Source organism: Palleronia marisminoris, from assembly GCF_900172315.1.
GTDB classification, from domain to species: domain Bacteria; phylum Pseudomonadota; class Alphaproteobacteria; order Rhodobacterales; family Rhodobacteraceae; genus Palleronia; species Palleronia marisminoris.
Map to the genome: position 1 here is coordinate 25,692 of NZ_FWFV01000003.1, position 15,432 is coordinate 41,123.

Here is a 15,432-nt window from a genome sequence, read left to right on the forward strand (position 1 = left end):
ATCACTCGGACAGGGTCACGTCGACCAACCCGAAGAGCGAGCCGGTCGGCGTCGCCTCGAAGCCCTCCACGCCATCACGCTGTGCCGTGTAGGTGTAGCCGGTATAGAGCCAGACCCACGGCGCCATCTCGGCGAGGTGGCGTTCGAACTCGGCGAAGATCTCCTTGCGGGCCGCTTCGTCCGTCTCGACCCGCCCCTCTTGCATCAGACTGTCGAGCGTGTCGTCGATGTAGTTGGCGACGTTCTGGAGGTTGCCGTCCTTGGTCCAGTAGCGGTTGTACATGGTGTAGGGATCGGCCCGCCCGCCGTTCAGTGCCACGGCCATGTCGAAATCGCCGGCCAGCCAGCTGTCGACGTAGACGTTCATCTCCTGCATCTCGATGGACAGGTCGATGCCGATCTCGGCCAGCTGCGACTGGATCAACTGCGCCTCGGCGGCGGCGGTCGGCGGCTCGCCGTTCGCGGCCATGATCGTGGCCGAAAAGCCGTCTGCATAGCCCGCCTCGGTCAGAAGCTGTCGGGCGCGGTCCTGGTCCTGCTCGTAGCAGAACAGGGTCGACGGATCGTTGCGATAGGCCGGCGACGTCAGCGGCCCCGTGACCTCTCCCTCGCCCAGCAGGGCGGCATCGAGGATATCCTGCCGGTCGAGCGCGCAGGAGATCGCCTGCCGCACCTTCAACTCGCCCATCGGCGCGCGCGAGGCGTTGAGCTGCAGCACGTGGTAGCTGAGCGTCGGCGCAGTGTTCAGCTCGAGCCCGTCCGCGCGCGGCACCAGCGTCGCCACCAGCGGGTCGTTCAGAAGCGCGAAATCCGCCTGCCCGGCACGAAGCGACGCCAGGATCGCCGTCTCGTCGGGCAGGATGCTGACCTCGATCCCGTCATAGGCGATGCCGCCGCCGTGCCAGTCCTCGTAGACCGAGAGGCTCGCATTGGCGTTCGGCGTGCGCTGCTCCAGCGTGAAGGGACCGGAGCCCATGATCTCGGTGCCGACGGTGCCCGCCTCGATCGCCGAAGCCGGGACGATGGCGGCGTTGATCGACCCCATGCCGTTCAGGATCGGCACGTTCGGCCCGTCGAGCTGGAAGACAACGGTGTGTTCATCGGGCGTTTCGATGCCGGTGATCGAGGTGTAGTTCGCCCGCGCCGAGGCACCCGTCGCCTCATCGAGGATCCTCTCGAACGAGGCCTTCACGTCCGCAGCGGTGACCGGGCTGCCATCGTGGAAAGTCGCTTCGGGGTCGAGCCGGAAGGTCAGCGTGGTGGCGTCGTCCGAGAACTCCCAGCTTTCGGCAATGGCGGGCTGGATCTCGAGGTTCGGACCCAGCCGCACCAGCGGTTCATACAGCAGTTCCAGCAGCCGGATCGACGCGAAGGCCGTCTGGGTGTGCGGGTCGAGGCCGGTCGCGTCCTGCGACCACGCCACGTTCAGCGTCTGCGCGCCAAGCGGTGCCGCGATCCCGGCAGCACCGATGGCGACGGCCGAAACGAGGGTCCTTGCGATGGTCATGTCATATCTCCCTGTGGATGGTGCAGTCAGGCGGGGTTGCTCCCCGCACGCTCGATGGCGCGACGCAGGACGCCGTCCTCGGTCTCGAGTACGGCGCGGGCCGCGCCGATGTCGAGGCTGCTCATCTGCATGAGGATGGCCAGCTTCACGTTGCCGCCGCTGGCGCCGAGCAGCGCGCGTGCCTCGTCCTCGGGACAGCCCGTGACCTCCATGACGATGTCGACGGCGCGTTCCGCCAACTTGCGGTTCGAGACCGAGAGGTCGACCATCAGGTTGCCGTAGGTCTTGCCGATGCGGATCATGCTGGCGGTGCTGAGCATGTTCAGCACCATCTTCTGCGCCGTGCCCGATTTCAGGCGGGTCGAGCCGGTCAGGACCTCGGCGCCGACTACGGGCGAGATGGCGATATCCGCCAGCTTGGCGATGATCGAGCCGGGGTTGCACGACAGCGCCACGGTGCCCGCCCCGATCCGGCGCGCGTGGTCCAGCGCGCCGATAACGTAGGGGGTCTTGCCGCTGACCGCGATGCCCACGATCACGTCCCTGTCGGTCGAATCGAGCGCCGCGAGGTCCTCCGCACCCTGCTCGGCGTCGTCCTCGGCGTCCTCGACAGAAAGGCGCAGCGCATGGTCGCCGCCGGCGATGAGCCCCACGACCATGCCGGGCGGGACCGAGAAGGTCGGCACGCATTCCGAGGCATCGAGCACCCCGAGACGTCCGCTCGTTCCGGCGCCGACATAGATCAGGCGCCCGCAGTTTTCGAAGGCCGCGACGATCCGATCCACGGCGCGGGCGATCGCGGGAAGCTCGGTTCGGACCGCTTCGGCCACGCGCGCGTCCTCGGAATTCATCAGGGCGACGATGTCCGCGGCCGGCAGGCGGTCGATCTCGGTGGTGCGGGGATTTCGACCCTCGGAGACCAGGTTGCGAAGGTCCTGCGACGCGGCGGACATGGCGGCTCTCCTTCAGTTCGTGGAAGCCTAGGTTCGTTCCGTTCCCACAGTCAAAGCGATTTGCGGGTTGCGGGGGCGCGCCCTGGCGAAGTTCTAGGCGATCAGGCCATGGCGTTCGCGATGCTCGAACGCCTGCCCTTCGCTGCCGAAGAGGTGCAGCGCGGCGGGGGGAAAGCGCAGGCCGACCGTCTCGCCCGGTTTCTGCGTCACGCCGCCATCGGCCTTGACCACCAGCGGCTCCGCGTCGCCCAGATCGACGTGGAGGAACGTCTCGCCGCCAAGACGCTCGGCCACCAGCACCTCGCCGGTCAGGGTGCCCTGCCCGGGTGCTGTCAGTTCGACATGCTCAGGGCGGATGCCCAGCGTCAGCGCGTCGCCGGTGGCGTCCCTGACCGGCACCTCGATCGGGGCGGAGTCGCGGACGGTCACCCTGCCCTGCCCGTCGGGTGTGGCGGTCAGGAAGTTCATCCTGGGCGAGCCGATGAAGCCCGCCACAAAACGGTTCTTCGGATGGTGATAGAGTTCGAGCGGCGTGCCGACCTGTTCGATCCGGCCGTCGCGCAGGACGACGATTCGGTCGGCCAGCGTCATCGCCTCGACCTGGTCGTGGGTCACGTAGACCATCGTGGTCTTAAGCCGCTGGTGCAGGCGCAGGATCTCGACCCGCATCTGCACGCGCAAGGCCGCGTCGAGGTTCGACAAAGGCTCATCGAACAGAAAGATCGCCGGGTCGCGCACGATGGCCCGCCCGATGGCGACGCGCTGGCGCTGGCCGCCTGACAGCTCCTTGGGGCGGCGCTTGAGCAGGGGTTCGAGGCCCAGGATGTCGGCGGCCTTGCGCACGCGTTCGTCGATCAGCGCCTTGTCCTCGCCCGCGTGGCGCAGGGCGAAGGCCATGTTTCCGTAGACGTCCTTGTGCGGGTAGAGCGCGTAGGACTGGAACACCATCGCGATGCCACGGTCCGAGGGCGTGATCTCGTTCATGCGCTCGCCGCCGATGACGACGTCGCCGCCGCTGACCTCTTCCAGCCCCGCGATCATGCGCAGAAGTGTTGATTTCCCGCAGCCCGAGGGGCCGACGAAGACGACGAACTCGCCGTCCTTTACTTCCAGATCGACGCCGTGGATCACCTCGGTCTTGCCGAAGCGCTTGCGGACGTCCTGCAGAACGAGATCAGCCATTGGTTTATCCTTTTACCGCGCCTGCCGTGATCCCCGAGATGAGCTGCCGCGAGAAGATCGCGTAGAGCACCAGAACCGGAAGGATCGCGATGGAGAGCGAGGCGAGGACCGCGCTCCAGTTGACGGTGTATTGTCCGATGAATTGCTGCACGCCCAGGGTCACGGTCTTGGTCGCATCCGACGAGGCGAGGATCAGCGGGAACCACAGGTCGTTCCAGATCGGGATCATCGAGAAGACGGCCACCGTCGCGAGGACGGGGCGGATCAGCGGCAGCACGACCTCGAAGAAGATGCGGTATTCCGACAGCCCGTCCACGCGGGCGCAGTCCTTGATGTCGCGCGAGAGGGTCCGCATGAACTCGGTCAGGATGAAGATCGCGACCGGCAGCCCTTGGGCGGTGTAGACGAGGATCAGCGAGACCAGCGTGTTCACCAGGCTCAGGTCCACCATCAGCTGAAGGATCGCGACGGTGCCCAGCCGGATCGGGACCATGATGCCGAGGATCAGGTAGACGCCGAGCAGCGTGTTCAGCTTGAAGCGGTATTCCGACAGCGCGTGCGCCGCCATCGCCCCGCAGAGCAGGATCAGGAACAGCGACACGATCGTCACGATCAGCGAGTTTCCGTAATAGAGCAGGAAGTTGCCCTGGTTCAGGACGGTCGCGTAGCCCTCGGTGCTGAAGGTCTCGGCGGTGGGAAGCGCCAGGGGTTCGGTGAAGATGCCGCGGCGGTTCTTGAACGAGTTCAGCACCACGATCACAACCGGGAAGATCGCGATGAGCGTGTAGGTCAGGAGGACGGCGTGGACCCCGGCCGCTGTGCCGATGCGCCCCATCCGGCCGCGCCGCGCGCGGGTGGTGTCGACGGTGTTCATGGGGCGCTCCTCACATCTCGTAGCGGGTCAGGCGGCGCTGCACGCCGACGAGGTAGAGGCCGACGCCGATCAGGATGATGAAGAACATCATGCAAGCCACGGTGGCGCCCATGTAGATGTCGCCGATCTGGGTCTGCTGCCCGAAGAAGGTGCGGAACATCAGCGTGCCCATGATGTCGGTGGAATAGTCCGGCGGCCCCAGCACCCCCTGGATCGAGTAGATCAGGTCGAAGGCGAGGGTGAAGTTGCCGATATAGGTCAGGATCGCCACGATCCCGAGTGTCGGCAGGATCAGCGGCAGCTTGACCTTCCAGAAGATCGCGGCGCCCGACAGCCCGTCCACCCGCGCGGCGTCCAGAAGCTCGTCCGGGATCGACAGGAGGGCCGCGTAGATCAGCATCATCGGGATGCCGACATACTGCCAGACCGAGATCATCGACACCGCCGTCAGCGCCGACCCTTCCAGCCCCAGCCACGGCGCATAGAGCCAGCCCAGCCCCACGGCGGCCATCATGCCCTCGGCCACGCCCCAGAGGGGGGACAGGATCAGCTCCCACACGAAGCCGACGATGACGACGGACAGAAGCGTCGGCACGAAGATCAGCGTGCGGTAGGCGCCTCCGAACCGGGGCGCCAGCGACAGGAGCGCGGCCAGCAGGAGGCCCAGCGGGTTCTGCACGACCATGTGGATGAAGAAGAGGATCAGGTTGTTCCAGAGCGCGTTCCAGAACCGAACGGCCCAGTTCGCGTCGAAGAGAAGCCGCGCGTAGTTCCCCAGGCCCGTCCAGACGGCGCTGCCATCGGGTTGGCCGGCGAAGAGGCTGAGGCGCAGGCTTTCGACCAGCGGATAGATCGAGAAGACCGTGTAGATCAACACGGCCGGCGCGAGGAAGACGACGATATGCGTGATCCCGCCGGTCTTGCGGCGACGGCGCGTCGTGGGCTTGCGGCCGGTCGCGTCCGAGACGATCTCGGTCATGGGCGGTCCTTCGAAAAGGGATGCGCCCGCCCCCTTTCGGGACGGGCGCGGTCCGGGATCAGTCCTGCTGCGGCTCGTACCAGGACTCGAGGCCCTGCTGCATCTCGGCCGCCGCTTCCTGAGGCGTCATCGTCTCGTTCAGGACGTTGGCCGACACCACCCACATCTCGTTCTCGAGGTTGGGCTCGCCGCGCGACAGGATCTGGGCGGCAACGCGAACGGTCGACTCGCAGTCCTGCCGGAAGGACAGGAACTCCTGCGCGAGGGGGTTCTCGACCGCGAACTCGGCGTTCGACAGCGAGAAGAAGCCGGGCAGCGCAAGGGTGTAAAGCTCGGCGAACTCGGCGCTGGCGGCCCAGTCGAGGAAGGTGCGCGCGGCCTCGGGGTGATCGGTCGAGGCGTTCATGCCGACGCCGATGTCGGTGTGGTCCGAGATGTAGCAGGTGTCGCCCTCGGCCGAGACGGGTGGCGGAAATGCTCCCATCTCGAAGAAGGCCTGGTCGGTGAAGCCGGTGATCTCCCACGAGCCGGCGGGATAGATCGCGGCACGGCCCAGCGTGAACAGGTTCTGGCTGTCCGAGTAGCCCTGCGCCTGGTACGCGTCACCCATGTAGTCGGACCAGCGCGCCATCTGCTCGTAGGGGGCGACGAATTCCTCGTCGGTGAACTCGGCGGTGCCGTCGATCAGGGCCTGCCGGCCTTCCTCGCCCTTCCAGTAGGTCGGGCCGATATTGGTATAGACGGTCTGCGCCGCTTCCCACTGGTCGGCGCTGCCCAGCGCGAGCGGGATGTAGGTGCCGTCTTCCTTGATCGCGTCGAGGACGGCGAAGAATTCCTCGACCGTTTTGGGCTCTTCGAGACCCAGTTCGGTGAAGGCGTCGGCGTTGTAGATGAAGCCGTGGATGACCGACGCCATGGGCACGCAGAAGACCTGTGCGCCGTCATCGGTGGACCAGGCGGCCTTGGCGAAATCGGGGAAGTTCGACAGCCCTTCGAGGTCCGTGATGTCTGCAAGCTGCCCGCGCTGGAACAGCGGCAGAGAGCCATCGAACGGCCGGCAGGTGATCAGGTCGCCGGCGGTGCCGCCTTCGAGCCGGGCGTTCAGCGCGGCGTTGTATTCGGTCGGCGCGGTCGGGGTGAACTCGAGGTTGATGTCGGGGTGCTGCTCCTCGAAGGCCGGGATCAGGACCTCGTCCCAGATCGCCTGGTCCTCGGCGCGCCAGCTTTCAATGGTCAGCGTGACCTCTTGCGCGATCGCGCCGCCGGCGGCGAGGCAGAGGGCGGCCGCGGCCGTCGTCTTCATCATGATGTGCTTCATCTCGCACTCCCTGTTCTGTTTTGGCCTGGTCTTCCCGCGCGGCCCCGCAGCAGGCGCGGAACCGGCGGCCGGCGCGCGCCAGGGACGCGCCGAAGCAGTGCGGCGACCCCTCCCGCGTCCGCCGCCTGTTCGGGAAAACCCGGCTTTGGCGGTCGAAGTCGGAGAATCGCTGACACGTTCGAGCATTGCCGATGGCCGGACCATTATCAAGACCAATGTCGCCATCCTCCAATACCAATCGCCGCCTTTGGTATTGCCGTCGGCGTAGCTGGACTGTAGGGTTCAGATGCGAGCGTAGGAGCGTGGACCAGTCATGCGCCAAATGATCGACGTGGTCGTCATCGACGGGGGCGGCACCGGAACGCGCCTCCGCGCCCTTGGCGCCGACGGCACCTCCGTGGCCGAGGCCACATCGGGTCCGTCGAGCCTGACGCTCGGCGTCGAGCAGGCCTGGCGCAACGTCGCCGCAGGCCTCGACGCGCTTGGCGACGGTTCGGACCTCACCGGAGCGCGCCTCGTCTGCGGGCTGGCGGGCGGGCGCTCTCGTGAACGGCAGGCGCAGTTCCGTGCTCTGGGCCGCGACGCCACCACCGACATCGTCATCGTGACCGACGGCTTCGCCTCTTTGCTGGGGGCGCATGGCGGCCAGCCCGGAGTGGTGCTCGCCGTGGGAACGGGCGTCGCCGCCTACGCTCTTGGCCGGGACGGCCGCGTGTCGAGCGCCAGCGCGTGGGGCTTCAGCATCGGCGACGAGGGCAGCGGCGCCTGGATCGGCCGGCGCGCCGTATCGCTCCTGTCCCGGCACATGGACGGTCGGCTCAGCGAGACCTCGGCGCTCTTCGACGCGCTCCGGTCGCGTGTCGGCGGCGATTTCGATGCGGTGCAGACTTGGCTCTCGAACGCCAACGCTACCAAGTTCGCCAGCCTCGCCCCCGTTGTGATCGACACCGCTGCCGCCGGGGATGACGTCGCCATGGGCATCATGCACGATGCCACTGCCGAGCTTGAGCTCGCAATTGCGGCCATCGACGATGGCGGGCCGATCTCGCTTCTCGGCGGGCTTGCACCGGTGTTCGCCACCCGTCTCTCGGACCGGCTGGCCGCGCGCCTGAGGCCACCGCAGGGCAACGCGCTCGACGGGCTCGCGCTGATGGCGCGGCGCGGCTGGCGGGACGAGGTCGTCCCGGGGGAGCAGCATCATGATGGGTGAGGCCCCCGACAGCCGCGTGCCCCGCTACCGCGAACTGTCGGATCAGATCGCCCGGCAGATCGAGGACGGAGACCTCGCCCCCGGCGCCGCACTGCCGCCCGAGCGCACGCTGGCCGAGCTTCATGGCGTCAGCCGCGTGACCGTGCGCAAGGCCATGGAGACGCTCAGCGGCCGCGGCCTGATCGAACAGCGCCGCGGCGCGGGCACCTTCGTCTCGAAACGGGTGTCGCAGCCGCTTTCGGTCCTGACCAGCTTTTCCGAGGACGTCGCCGCGCGCGGCATGGTTGCCAAGTCGCGCCTCGTCCATAGCGGCGTCGGCCGTGCCAGCCCCGAGGAAGTCATCGGCCTCGGTCTCGCACCGGGCCACCCGGTCACGCGCATCATCCGGTTGCGGTCGGCCGACGGCCAGCCCCTCGCGCTCGAGGCCGCGACCGTTCTGAACGTGGCGCTGCCCGATCCCTCGCTCGCGTCGGATTCGCTCTACGCCACGCTGGCGGAGCGGGGCATGCGCCCCGTCCGCGCCGTCCAGCGCCTGACCGCCATCGCCATCGACGCCTATGCGGCCGGCCTTCTTGAGGTCGAGCCCGGGGCGCCTGCCCTTCTCATCACCCGCATCGGCTATACGGCCGAGGATCGCGCGGTCGAGTTCACCCGCTCGACCTTCCGTGGCGATCGCTGGGATTTCGTAGCGGAGCTGTCATGACCAGCCATATCGACGGATCAATCCTCACCCCCGGCGGATGGGTCGCTGGCCGCCTGACCCACGACGCGCGGATCGACAGCGTCGAGGGCGACGGCATGGCTGCACCGAAGCCGCCCTACGTGCTGCCCGGCTTCGTGGACTGCCATGTCCACGGCGGCGGCGGCGCGGACATGATGGAAGGGGCCGAGGCCATTCGCACGGCCGCCCGGCTCCACGCGCAGCACGGCACGACTGCGTTCTGCCCCACCTCGGTGACCGCCCCGATCGAGGACCTGGATGCCTTCCTCGACGCCGTCGCAACCGTCATGGCCGACCCGCCGAAGGACGGTGCGTGGGTGCTCGGCGCGCATCTGGAAGGGCCGTTCCTCAACCCCGACAAGCTGGGTGCACAGCCCCCCTTCGCCCGCCCCGCCGACGCTGAACAGCTGAGGGCCTGGACCAAGCGCGCGACGATCCGCATCATGACCTTCGCCCCCGAGATGGACGAGGGCGACGCGCTGTTCGACGCGCTCACCGCGGCGGAGATCCGGGCGCAGCTGGGCCATTCGCTTTGCGACTACGCGCAGGGCAAGGCGGCGCTGGAGCGGGGCGCGGGCATCACCCACCTCTTCAACGCGATGAGCGGCATCGCCCATCGGGGCAACGGTCTCTGCGGTGCTGCCTTCGCCCATGGCGACTACGCCGAAATCATCCCCGACCTGATCCACCTCGAGGCCGGCGCGATCCTTGCGGGGCGGCGAGCGATCCCGAACCTCTACGGCGTGACCGACGCCACCGCGGGCGCGGGCATGCCGGACGGGGCCTACCGCCTAGGCTCCTACGACGTGCAGAAGGCCTACGGCGCGATGCGGCTGGCCGACGGCACGCTGGCGGGGTCGGCGCTGACCATGGATGTGGCGCTGCGCAACCTCGTGGGCATCGGCCTGCCGCTGGACGAGGCGGCGCGGCGGCTTTCGACCGTTCCCGCCGACTGGCTCGGCCTCAGCGATATCGGGCGGCTCGCCCCCGGCGCGCGGGCCGACATCCTCGTCCTGGACGAGACGCTCACCCTGACGCGCGTCATCTCGGGCGGCCACGACATCCTGACGCCGAGGTAATCCATGGAAGTGATCCCCTGCCCCGACCGGGATCGGGCCGTGGCCCTGACCGCCCGCATCATCGAAACCCGCCTGCGCGCCAAGCCCGACCTGGTCCTTGGCCTCGCCACCGGCCGCACGATGGAAGAGGTCTATGCCCGCCTCGTCGCCAGCGGCGTGTCCTTCGCACGGTGCACCACGTTCAACCTGGACGAATATGTCGGCCTGCCGCCCGACGACCCCAACTCCTACGCCAGCTACATGCGCCACCACCTGTTCGACCACGTGGATATCGACCCGGCACGCACCCATCTGCCAGACGGGATGGCGAGCGACCTGACCGCCGCCGCCGCCGATTACGAGGCGCGGATCACAGCGGCGGGCGGCATTGACCTGCAGCTTCTGGGCATTGGCGAAGCCGGCCATATCGGCTTCAACGAGCCCCTCTCGGCGCTCCGCTCCCGCACCCGCGACAAGATCCTGACGCCGACGACGCGCCGACAGAACGCCGGCATGTTCGGCGGCAACGAAGAGGCCGTCCCGAAACGCGCCCTGACCATGGGCGTCGGCACGATCCTCGACACCCGCGAGCTGGTGCTTCTGGCGTCGGGCGCCGCCAAGGCGGGCATCGTAGCCCGCGCGGTCGAGGGGCCGCTGACCGCGCGGGTCAGCGCCTCGGCGATCCAGCTTCACACCTCGTGCAAGGTCGTCCTCGACGCCGAGGCCGCCGCCGGGCTCGAGGATATCGACTATTACCGTTTCGTCTGCCGCAACGAGGAAAAGTGGGACAACTGCCGCGACCTTCTCTGATCCGGCCCCAGCGCGTGGCACCCGGTCGCGGCAGGCGGGAAGCTGCATGACGGTGTTGCGGGCCCGCATCGCGCGGACCCGCCTGATCGCGCTCGTTCAGATCGGATAGTGGAGCGGTCCGTCCTGCAGGGTGATCCACCGAAGGTCGGTGAATTCGGCGATCCCCCAGTTCCCGCCGAAGCGTCCGTAGCCCGAGGCCTTGACGCCGCCGAAGGGCATCTGCGCCTCGTCATGGACCGTCGGGCCGTTGACGTGGCAGATGCCGGCTTCGATCCGGCGCGCCACCGCGAGCGCCCGCATGGTGTCCCGCCCGAAGACCGCCGAGGACAGGCCCAGTTCGCTCTCGTTCGCAATCCGCACGGCCTCGTCCTCCGATCCGGCGCGGATGATCGCCGCCACGGGGCCGAAGCTTTCCTCGGTATAGAGGCGCATGTCGGGGGTGACGTGATCCAATGCGGCGGCGTTCAGGATCGGGCCCTCGCCGCCGCCGGCGATCAGGGTCGCGCCCTTCTGCTCGGCGTCGCGGATCAGGTCGCGCACGCGGTCGGCGGCGCCCTGGTCCACCAGCGCGCCCAACGGCGCGCTGCCGTCGCGCGGATCGCCGGCCGTCAGCTCGGCCACCTTCTTCGCGAAGGCCTCGACGAAGCGGTCGCCGATGTCACCGACGGTGATGATCCGCTCGGTCGACATGCAGATCTGGCCCTGGTTCATGTAGGCGCCGAAGGCCGCGGCCGCGACGGCCGCCTCGATATCGGCGTCGTCCAGCACGATCAGCGGCGCCTTGCCGCCCAATTCCAGCAGCGCGGGCTTGAGGTGGCGGGCCGACAGCTCGCCGATGATCCGGCCCACGCGGGTCGAGCCGGTGAAGTTCACCCGCCGCACCGCCGGGTTGGCGATCAGCGCCTCGACAATCTTGGGCGCGTCCTCGGGGTCGTTCGAGATCGCGTTGACCACGCCTTCCGGGAAGCCGGCCTCGGCGACGGCCTCGACGATCAGGGCGTGGACGCGGGGGCAGAGCTCCGACGACTTCATCACCACGGTGTTGCCGCAGGCCAAGGGCGTCGCGATGGCCCGCACGCCAAGGATCACCGGGGCGTTCCAGGGGGCCATGGCCAGCACGACGCCGGCCGGCTGGCGGATCGCCATGGCCGTCGTGCCGGGGCGGTTCGAGGGGATGACCTCGCCCTTGATCTGGGTGGTCAGGCTGGCTGCCTCGAGCAGCATGTCGGCGGCGAGCATGACGTTGAAGCGTGCCCAGCCCTCGGTCGCGCCGATCTCTTCCTTCATGGCGGCGACGATGTCGTCGGCGCGGGCCTTCAGGTTCTCGGACGCGGCGAGCAGCTTCTTGCGGCGTTCCGCCGGGGTGGTCTGGGACCAGGCGGGAAAGGCGCGGGCGGCGGCGTCCACGGCGCGCGTCGCATCCTCGATCGAGGCGGCGGCGGCCTTGGTCGCGTCCTCGCCCGTGATGGGGTTCTTGCGCGTGAAGCTGCGCCCGTCCGAGGCGGCGGTGTAGGTTCCACCGATATAGAGGTTCAGGGTGTCCATGTTCGGGCTCCTTTTCAGGTTTCGGAAGCCATGGCCCCGCCAAGGAAGGCGCGCACCACGGCGGGATCGGATCGCAGCTCGGCCGCGGGGCCCGAGCCGGTGACGCGCCCAGCTTCGACGAGATAGGCGAAATCGGCCAGCGCCAAGGTGGCGCGGGCGTTCTGCTCGACGACCAGCACCGTCAGGCCGGTGTCGCGGATGCGCTTGAGCGCGGCGAAGACCTCCTTCGCGACGATGGGCGCAAGGCCGAGCGACGGTTCGTCCAGCAGCAGAAGCTTGGGAGCGGACATGAGCGCCCGCCCGATGGCCACCATCTGCTGCTCGCCCCCCGACATGGTGCCGGCAATCTGCGCGCGGCGCTCGGCCAGACGGGGGAAAAGCTCGAACACGTCGGCCCGCATGCCGTCGGCCGAAGCGCGGGCGCGCTCGGGGATGGCGCCGAGGCTGAGGTTGTCGGCGACCGTCAGGGCCGGAAAGATGCCCCGCCCCTCGGGCACGATGGCGATGCCGCGCTCGACCAGCGCGTGGGTCGGCACGTCTGCCAGCGACTGCCCTTCAAAGGCGATGTCGCCGCCCTGTGTCGGAATCCGGCCGGCGATCGCGTTCAGAAGCGACGATTTTCCTGCCCCGTTCGCCCCCAGGATTGCCACCATCTGGCCGGCCCCGACCTTCAGCGACACGCCCTCGAGCGCGACGTGCTTGCCGTAGCGGACGCGCAGATCGCGAACCTCAAGCATCTTCGTCCTCCCCGAGATAGGCGGCGATCACGGCGGGATCGGACAGCGCCGCCCCCGTCGCCTCGTCGGCGATCAGGCGGCCCGAGTTCATCACCAGCACGCGCGGGCACAGCGCCCGGACCGCGTCCATGATGTGCTCGACCATCAGGATCGAGATGCCCGAGCGGGTCAGGCTGCGGATCAGCTCGATCCCTTCCTGCAACTCGGTCGGGTTCAGCCCGGCGAGCCATTCGTCCAGCAGCAGCACCTTGGGCTCGGCCGCGATGGCGCGGGCGAGTTCGAGTCGTTTCTGGTCGATATAGGTCAGGTCCGCCGCCGCCGCGTTGGCGCGATCGGCAAGGCCGACCGTCGCAAGCGCCTCTTCGGCGACCCGGCGCGCGGCCGAGCCCCAGTGCGACGAGGACCCGAAGACGGCTGTGATCATCACGTTCTCGATCAGCGTCAGCGACGGCAGCGTGCGCACCAGTTGGAACGTGCGGGCCACCCCGGCGCGGGCGATGAGGTCGGGCCGCCGCCCCGAAAGCTGCACCGATCCCAGCGCGATCCGGCCAGCACTCGGCGGCAACGCGCCCGAAATCAGGTTGATCAGCGTCGTCTTGCCCGAACCGTTCGGCCCCAGCAGCCCCGCAATCTCGCCCGATCCGAGGGTGAAGCTGACGTCGTTCACCGCCCTCAGGCCGCCGAAATCCTTGCGGGCGTTGTCCACGATCAGGTCGGTCATGCCGCGGCCCTCAGCTTTCTGGCGCGCAGTCGATCCACCCCGGCCAACACGCCTTCCGGCAGCGCGAAGACGACCCCGATGAACAGGAGACCCATGAAGATCGAGTAGGTGTCGGGGAAGTTGGCCGACAACCACTCGAAGGTCAGGAACAGCGGCACCGCACCCAGCGCCGGACCCACGAGCCGGTTCGCCCCGCCCAGCAGCGCCATGATCACGGTCAGGAAGCTGACGGTGGGATTGAAGACGATCGAGGGCTCGACATAGACCCACCGGGGCGAGACGATCGCACCTGCCAGGGTCAGGATCACGGATGACAGGACGAAGGCGATCAGCTTGGTCCGCGCAAGGTTGATGCCGGAATGGGCCGCGACCGTCTCGTCGTCGCCGACGACGCGCAGGGCCAGACCCAGCGGCCGGCGGTGGATCCAGGCCGTCAGCCCGATCGTCACCGCGGCCAGCGCCAGCATCTGCCAGTAGATGCCTCGCGCCGAGATATCGAGAAAGATGTAGCGCCCCAGCGTGCCGGTCACGTTGACCTCGTACCAGGTGATGAGCTGGCGGACGAGCTCCGAGAGGCCGAAGGTGAAGATCACGAAATAGACCCCGGCCAGCCGCAGCGTGGACAGCCCGACGACAAGCGCCATCGCCCCGCCGATCAGCGCCGCCACCAGCAGCACCAGCGGATAGGGCAGCACCTCGTTCAGGACGGCGACGACATAGGCGCCGGTGCCGTAGAACGCGACGGTCGCCAGCGAGATGTAGCGGGTGTAGCCCGAGAACAGCGCCCAGGCCGAGGCGAGCGTGACATAGGTCACCGCCCCGATCATCAGGCCAAGGCCGTATTCCGAGACGAAGCCCGGCAGCGCGGCAAGGACCACGAGCCCCGCGAGGGGAAGAAGCAAGCGTGTCATTTCAGCCCCTCCCGAACAGGCCCTGGGGCCGCCACAGCAGAACGATCAGGAAGATCAGGAAGGTTGCGGCCATCGTCAGGCCGGGGTCGATGGTGGTGGACACGAAGGTCTCGATCAGCCCCAGGGCGAGCCCGGCGATCAGCGCGCCCGCGACGTTGCCGACCCCGCCCATGATGACGATGACGAGGGCCTTCATGGTGAAGACCACGCCCCCGGTCGCCGAGAAGGTCTGGTACATCGCCACCGACACGCCCCCCGCGGCCGCCAGCGCGGTGCCGAGCGCAAAGCCCTGCCGCGCCACGCGGTTCACGTCGATCCCCACCAGCGGGGCAGATCCCGGCGTCAGAGCCACGGCACGCATCACGAGGCCCCACCGCGTGCGCGCCAGCGCCCAGATCAGCGCTCCGGCGGCCACCACGCAGATGCCGAAGGCGATCAGCCGGTTCAGCGCGACCGAAACGCCGAACACGTTCACGCCCCGGTCCAGATACGAGATCGAGGTGAAGTTCGCCCCGAAGGATACCAGCAGGACGCCCTGGATCAGGAACAGAAGCCCAAAGGTCGCGAGGATCGAGTCGATCTCCAGCCGTCCCCGGCTTTCGGAACGGGCGACCAGGGGGCGCATCATGACGGTGTAGAGTACCCACCCCAGCGCGTAGCCCGCGGGCACGACGGCGATCAGCGCGGCCAGCGGCGGGATGCCCGCCGCCTGGAACGCGGCGACGACGACGAAGGCCGCGATGAGGGTCAGCTCGCCATAGGCGAGGTTCATGATGCGGGCGATCCCGTATTGCAGGGTCAGGCCCAACGCGAGAAGCGCGTAGGTGCCGCCCAGCACGAGGCCGAGGATGAGCGTCGTCAGCATGTCGATCCGATGCAAAAGGGTGGGCGCGGGCCGGCCGATGC

15 protein-coding genes are annotated in these 15,432 nt (G+C 68.3%); 4 read left to right on the forward strand and 11 right to left on the reverse strand.

Annotation, left to right across the window (positions count from 1 at the left end; genetic code table 11):
* Position 1: 1 nt before the first annotated feature.
* The 6 genes from PAM7066_RS06400 to PAM7066_RS06425 form a co-directional block, all read right to left on the reverse strand.
* Complete coding sequence (locus PAM7066_RS06400; RefSeq protein WP_085853331.1) at positions 2 to 1,507, reverse strand: ABC transporter substrate-binding protein; 1,506 nt, start codon at positions 1,505 to 1,507, stop codon at positions 2 to 4.
* Positions 1,508 to 1,533: 26 nt separating this feature from the next.
* Positions 1,534 to 2,460: an N-acetylmuramic acid 6-phosphate etherase gene (gene murQ / locus PAM7066_RS06405; protein WP_085853332.1), complete on the reverse strand. Its 927-nt coding sequence runs from the start codon at positions 2,458 to 2,460 to the stop codon at positions 1,534 to 1,536.
* Positions 2,461 to 2,553: 93 nt separating this feature from the next.
* Entirely contained in the window at positions 2,554 to 3,642 is a 1,089-nt protein-coding gene (locus tag PAM7066_RS06410) for an ABC transporter ATP-binding protein (RefSeq protein ID WP_085853333.1), read from the reverse strand.
* Between the two features lie 4 nt (positions 3,643 to 3,646).
* On the reverse strand, positions 3,647 to 4,477 hold the full coding sequence (locus tag PAM7066_RS06415) for a carbohydrate ABC transporter permease (RefSeq protein ID WP_085853614.1): 831 nt from the start codon (positions 4,475 to 4,477) through the stop codon (positions 3,647 to 3,649).
* 49 nt (positions 4,478 to 4,526) lie between these two features.
* Positions 4,527 to 5,495: a carbohydrate ABC transporter permease gene (locus PAM7066_RS06420; protein ID WP_085853334.1), complete on the reverse strand. Its 969-nt coding sequence runs from the start codon at positions 5,493 to 5,495 to the stop codon at positions 4,527 to 4,529.
* Between the two features lie 58 nt (positions 5,496 to 5,553).
* On the reverse strand, positions 5,554 to 6,813 hold the full coding sequence (locus PAM7066_RS06425; RefSeq protein ID WP_085853335.1) for an ABC transporter substrate-binding protein: 1,260 nt from the start codon (positions 6,811 to 6,813) through the stop codon (positions 5,554 to 5,556).
* Positions 6,814 to 7,126: 313 nt separating this feature from the next.
* Here PAM7066_RS06425 and PAM7066_RS06430 point away from each other — a divergent pair, with 313 nt between their 5' ends.
* Genes PAM7066_RS06430 through nagB form a run of 4 tightly spaced genes read left to right on the forward strand, consistent with a single transcriptional unit; the run spans position 7,127 to position 10,612 of the window.
* On the forward strand, positions 7,127 to 8,023 hold the full coding sequence (locus PAM7066_RS06430) for a glucosamine kinase nucleotide-binding domain-containing protein (protein WP_085853336.1): 897 nt from the start codon (positions 7,127 to 7,129) through the stop codon (positions 8,021 to 8,023).
* Positions 8,013 to 8,726 carry a GntR family transcriptional regulator gene (locus PAM7066_RS06435; protein WP_090928792.1) on the forward strand — a complete coding sequence of 238 codons (714 nt, stop codon included), beginning with the start codon at positions 8,013 to 8,015 and terminating at the stop codon, positions 8,724 to 8,726. Before PAM7066_RS06430 ends, PAM7066_RS06435 begins: the two co-directional genes overlap by 11 nt.
* A complete protein-coding gene (locus PAM7066_RS06440) occupies positions 8,723 to 9,823 on the forward strand; it encodes an N-acetylglucosamine-6-phosphate deacetylase (RefSeq protein ID WP_085853337.1) in 1,101 nt (366 codons plus the stop codon). The genes PAM7066_RS06435 and PAM7066_RS06440 overlap by 4 nt, the downstream gene beginning before the upstream one ends.
* A 3-nt stretch (positions 9,824 to 9,826) precedes the next feature.
* Complete coding sequence (gene nagB / locus PAM7066_RS06445) at positions 9,827 to 10,612, forward strand: glucosamine-6-phosphate deaminase (RefSeq protein WP_085853338.1); 786 nt, start codon at positions 9,827 to 9,829, stop codon at positions 10,610 to 10,612.
* A 96-nt stretch (positions 10,613 to 10,708) separates the two neighbouring features.
* On the opposite strand, the gene PAM7066_RS06450 is transcribed toward nagB, so the two are convergent.
* From PAM7066_RS06450 to PAM7066_RS06470, 5 genes are read right to left on the reverse strand one after another with little or no spacing between them, the layout of a single operon-like run.
* Positions 10,709 to 12,157: an aldehyde dehydrogenase gene (locus PAM7066_RS06450; RefSeq protein ID WP_085853339.1), complete on the reverse strand. Its 1,449-nt coding sequence runs from the start codon at positions 12,155 to 12,157 to the stop codon at positions 10,709 to 10,711.
* A 14-nt stretch (positions 12,158 to 12,171) separates the two neighbouring features.
* Complete coding sequence (locus tag PAM7066_RS06455; protein ID WP_085853340.1) at positions 12,172 to 12,894, reverse strand: ABC transporter ATP-binding protein; 723 nt, start codon at positions 12,892 to 12,894, stop codon at positions 12,172 to 12,174.
* Entirely contained in the window at positions 12,887 to 13,615 is a 729-nt protein-coding gene (locus PAM7066_RS06460; protein ID WP_085853341.1) for an ABC transporter ATP-binding protein, read from the reverse strand. The genes PAM7066_RS06455 and PAM7066_RS06460 overlap by 8 nt, the downstream gene beginning before the upstream one ends.
* Positions 13,612 to 14,526, reverse strand: coding sequence for a branched-chain amino acid ABC transporter permease (locus tag PAM7066_RS06465; protein ID WP_085853342.1), 915 nt, complete (start codon positions 14,524 to 14,526; stop codon positions 13,612 to 13,614). The genes PAM7066_RS06460 and PAM7066_RS06465 overlap by 4 nt, the downstream gene beginning before the upstream one ends.
* A gap of 1 nt (position 14,527) precedes the next feature.
* A complete protein-coding gene (locus PAM7066_RS06470; RefSeq protein ID WP_085853343.1) occupies positions 14,528 to 15,391 on the reverse strand; it encodes a branched-chain amino acid ABC transporter permease in 864 nt (287 codons plus the stop codon).
* Positions 15,392 to 15,432: the final 41 nt, after the last annotated feature.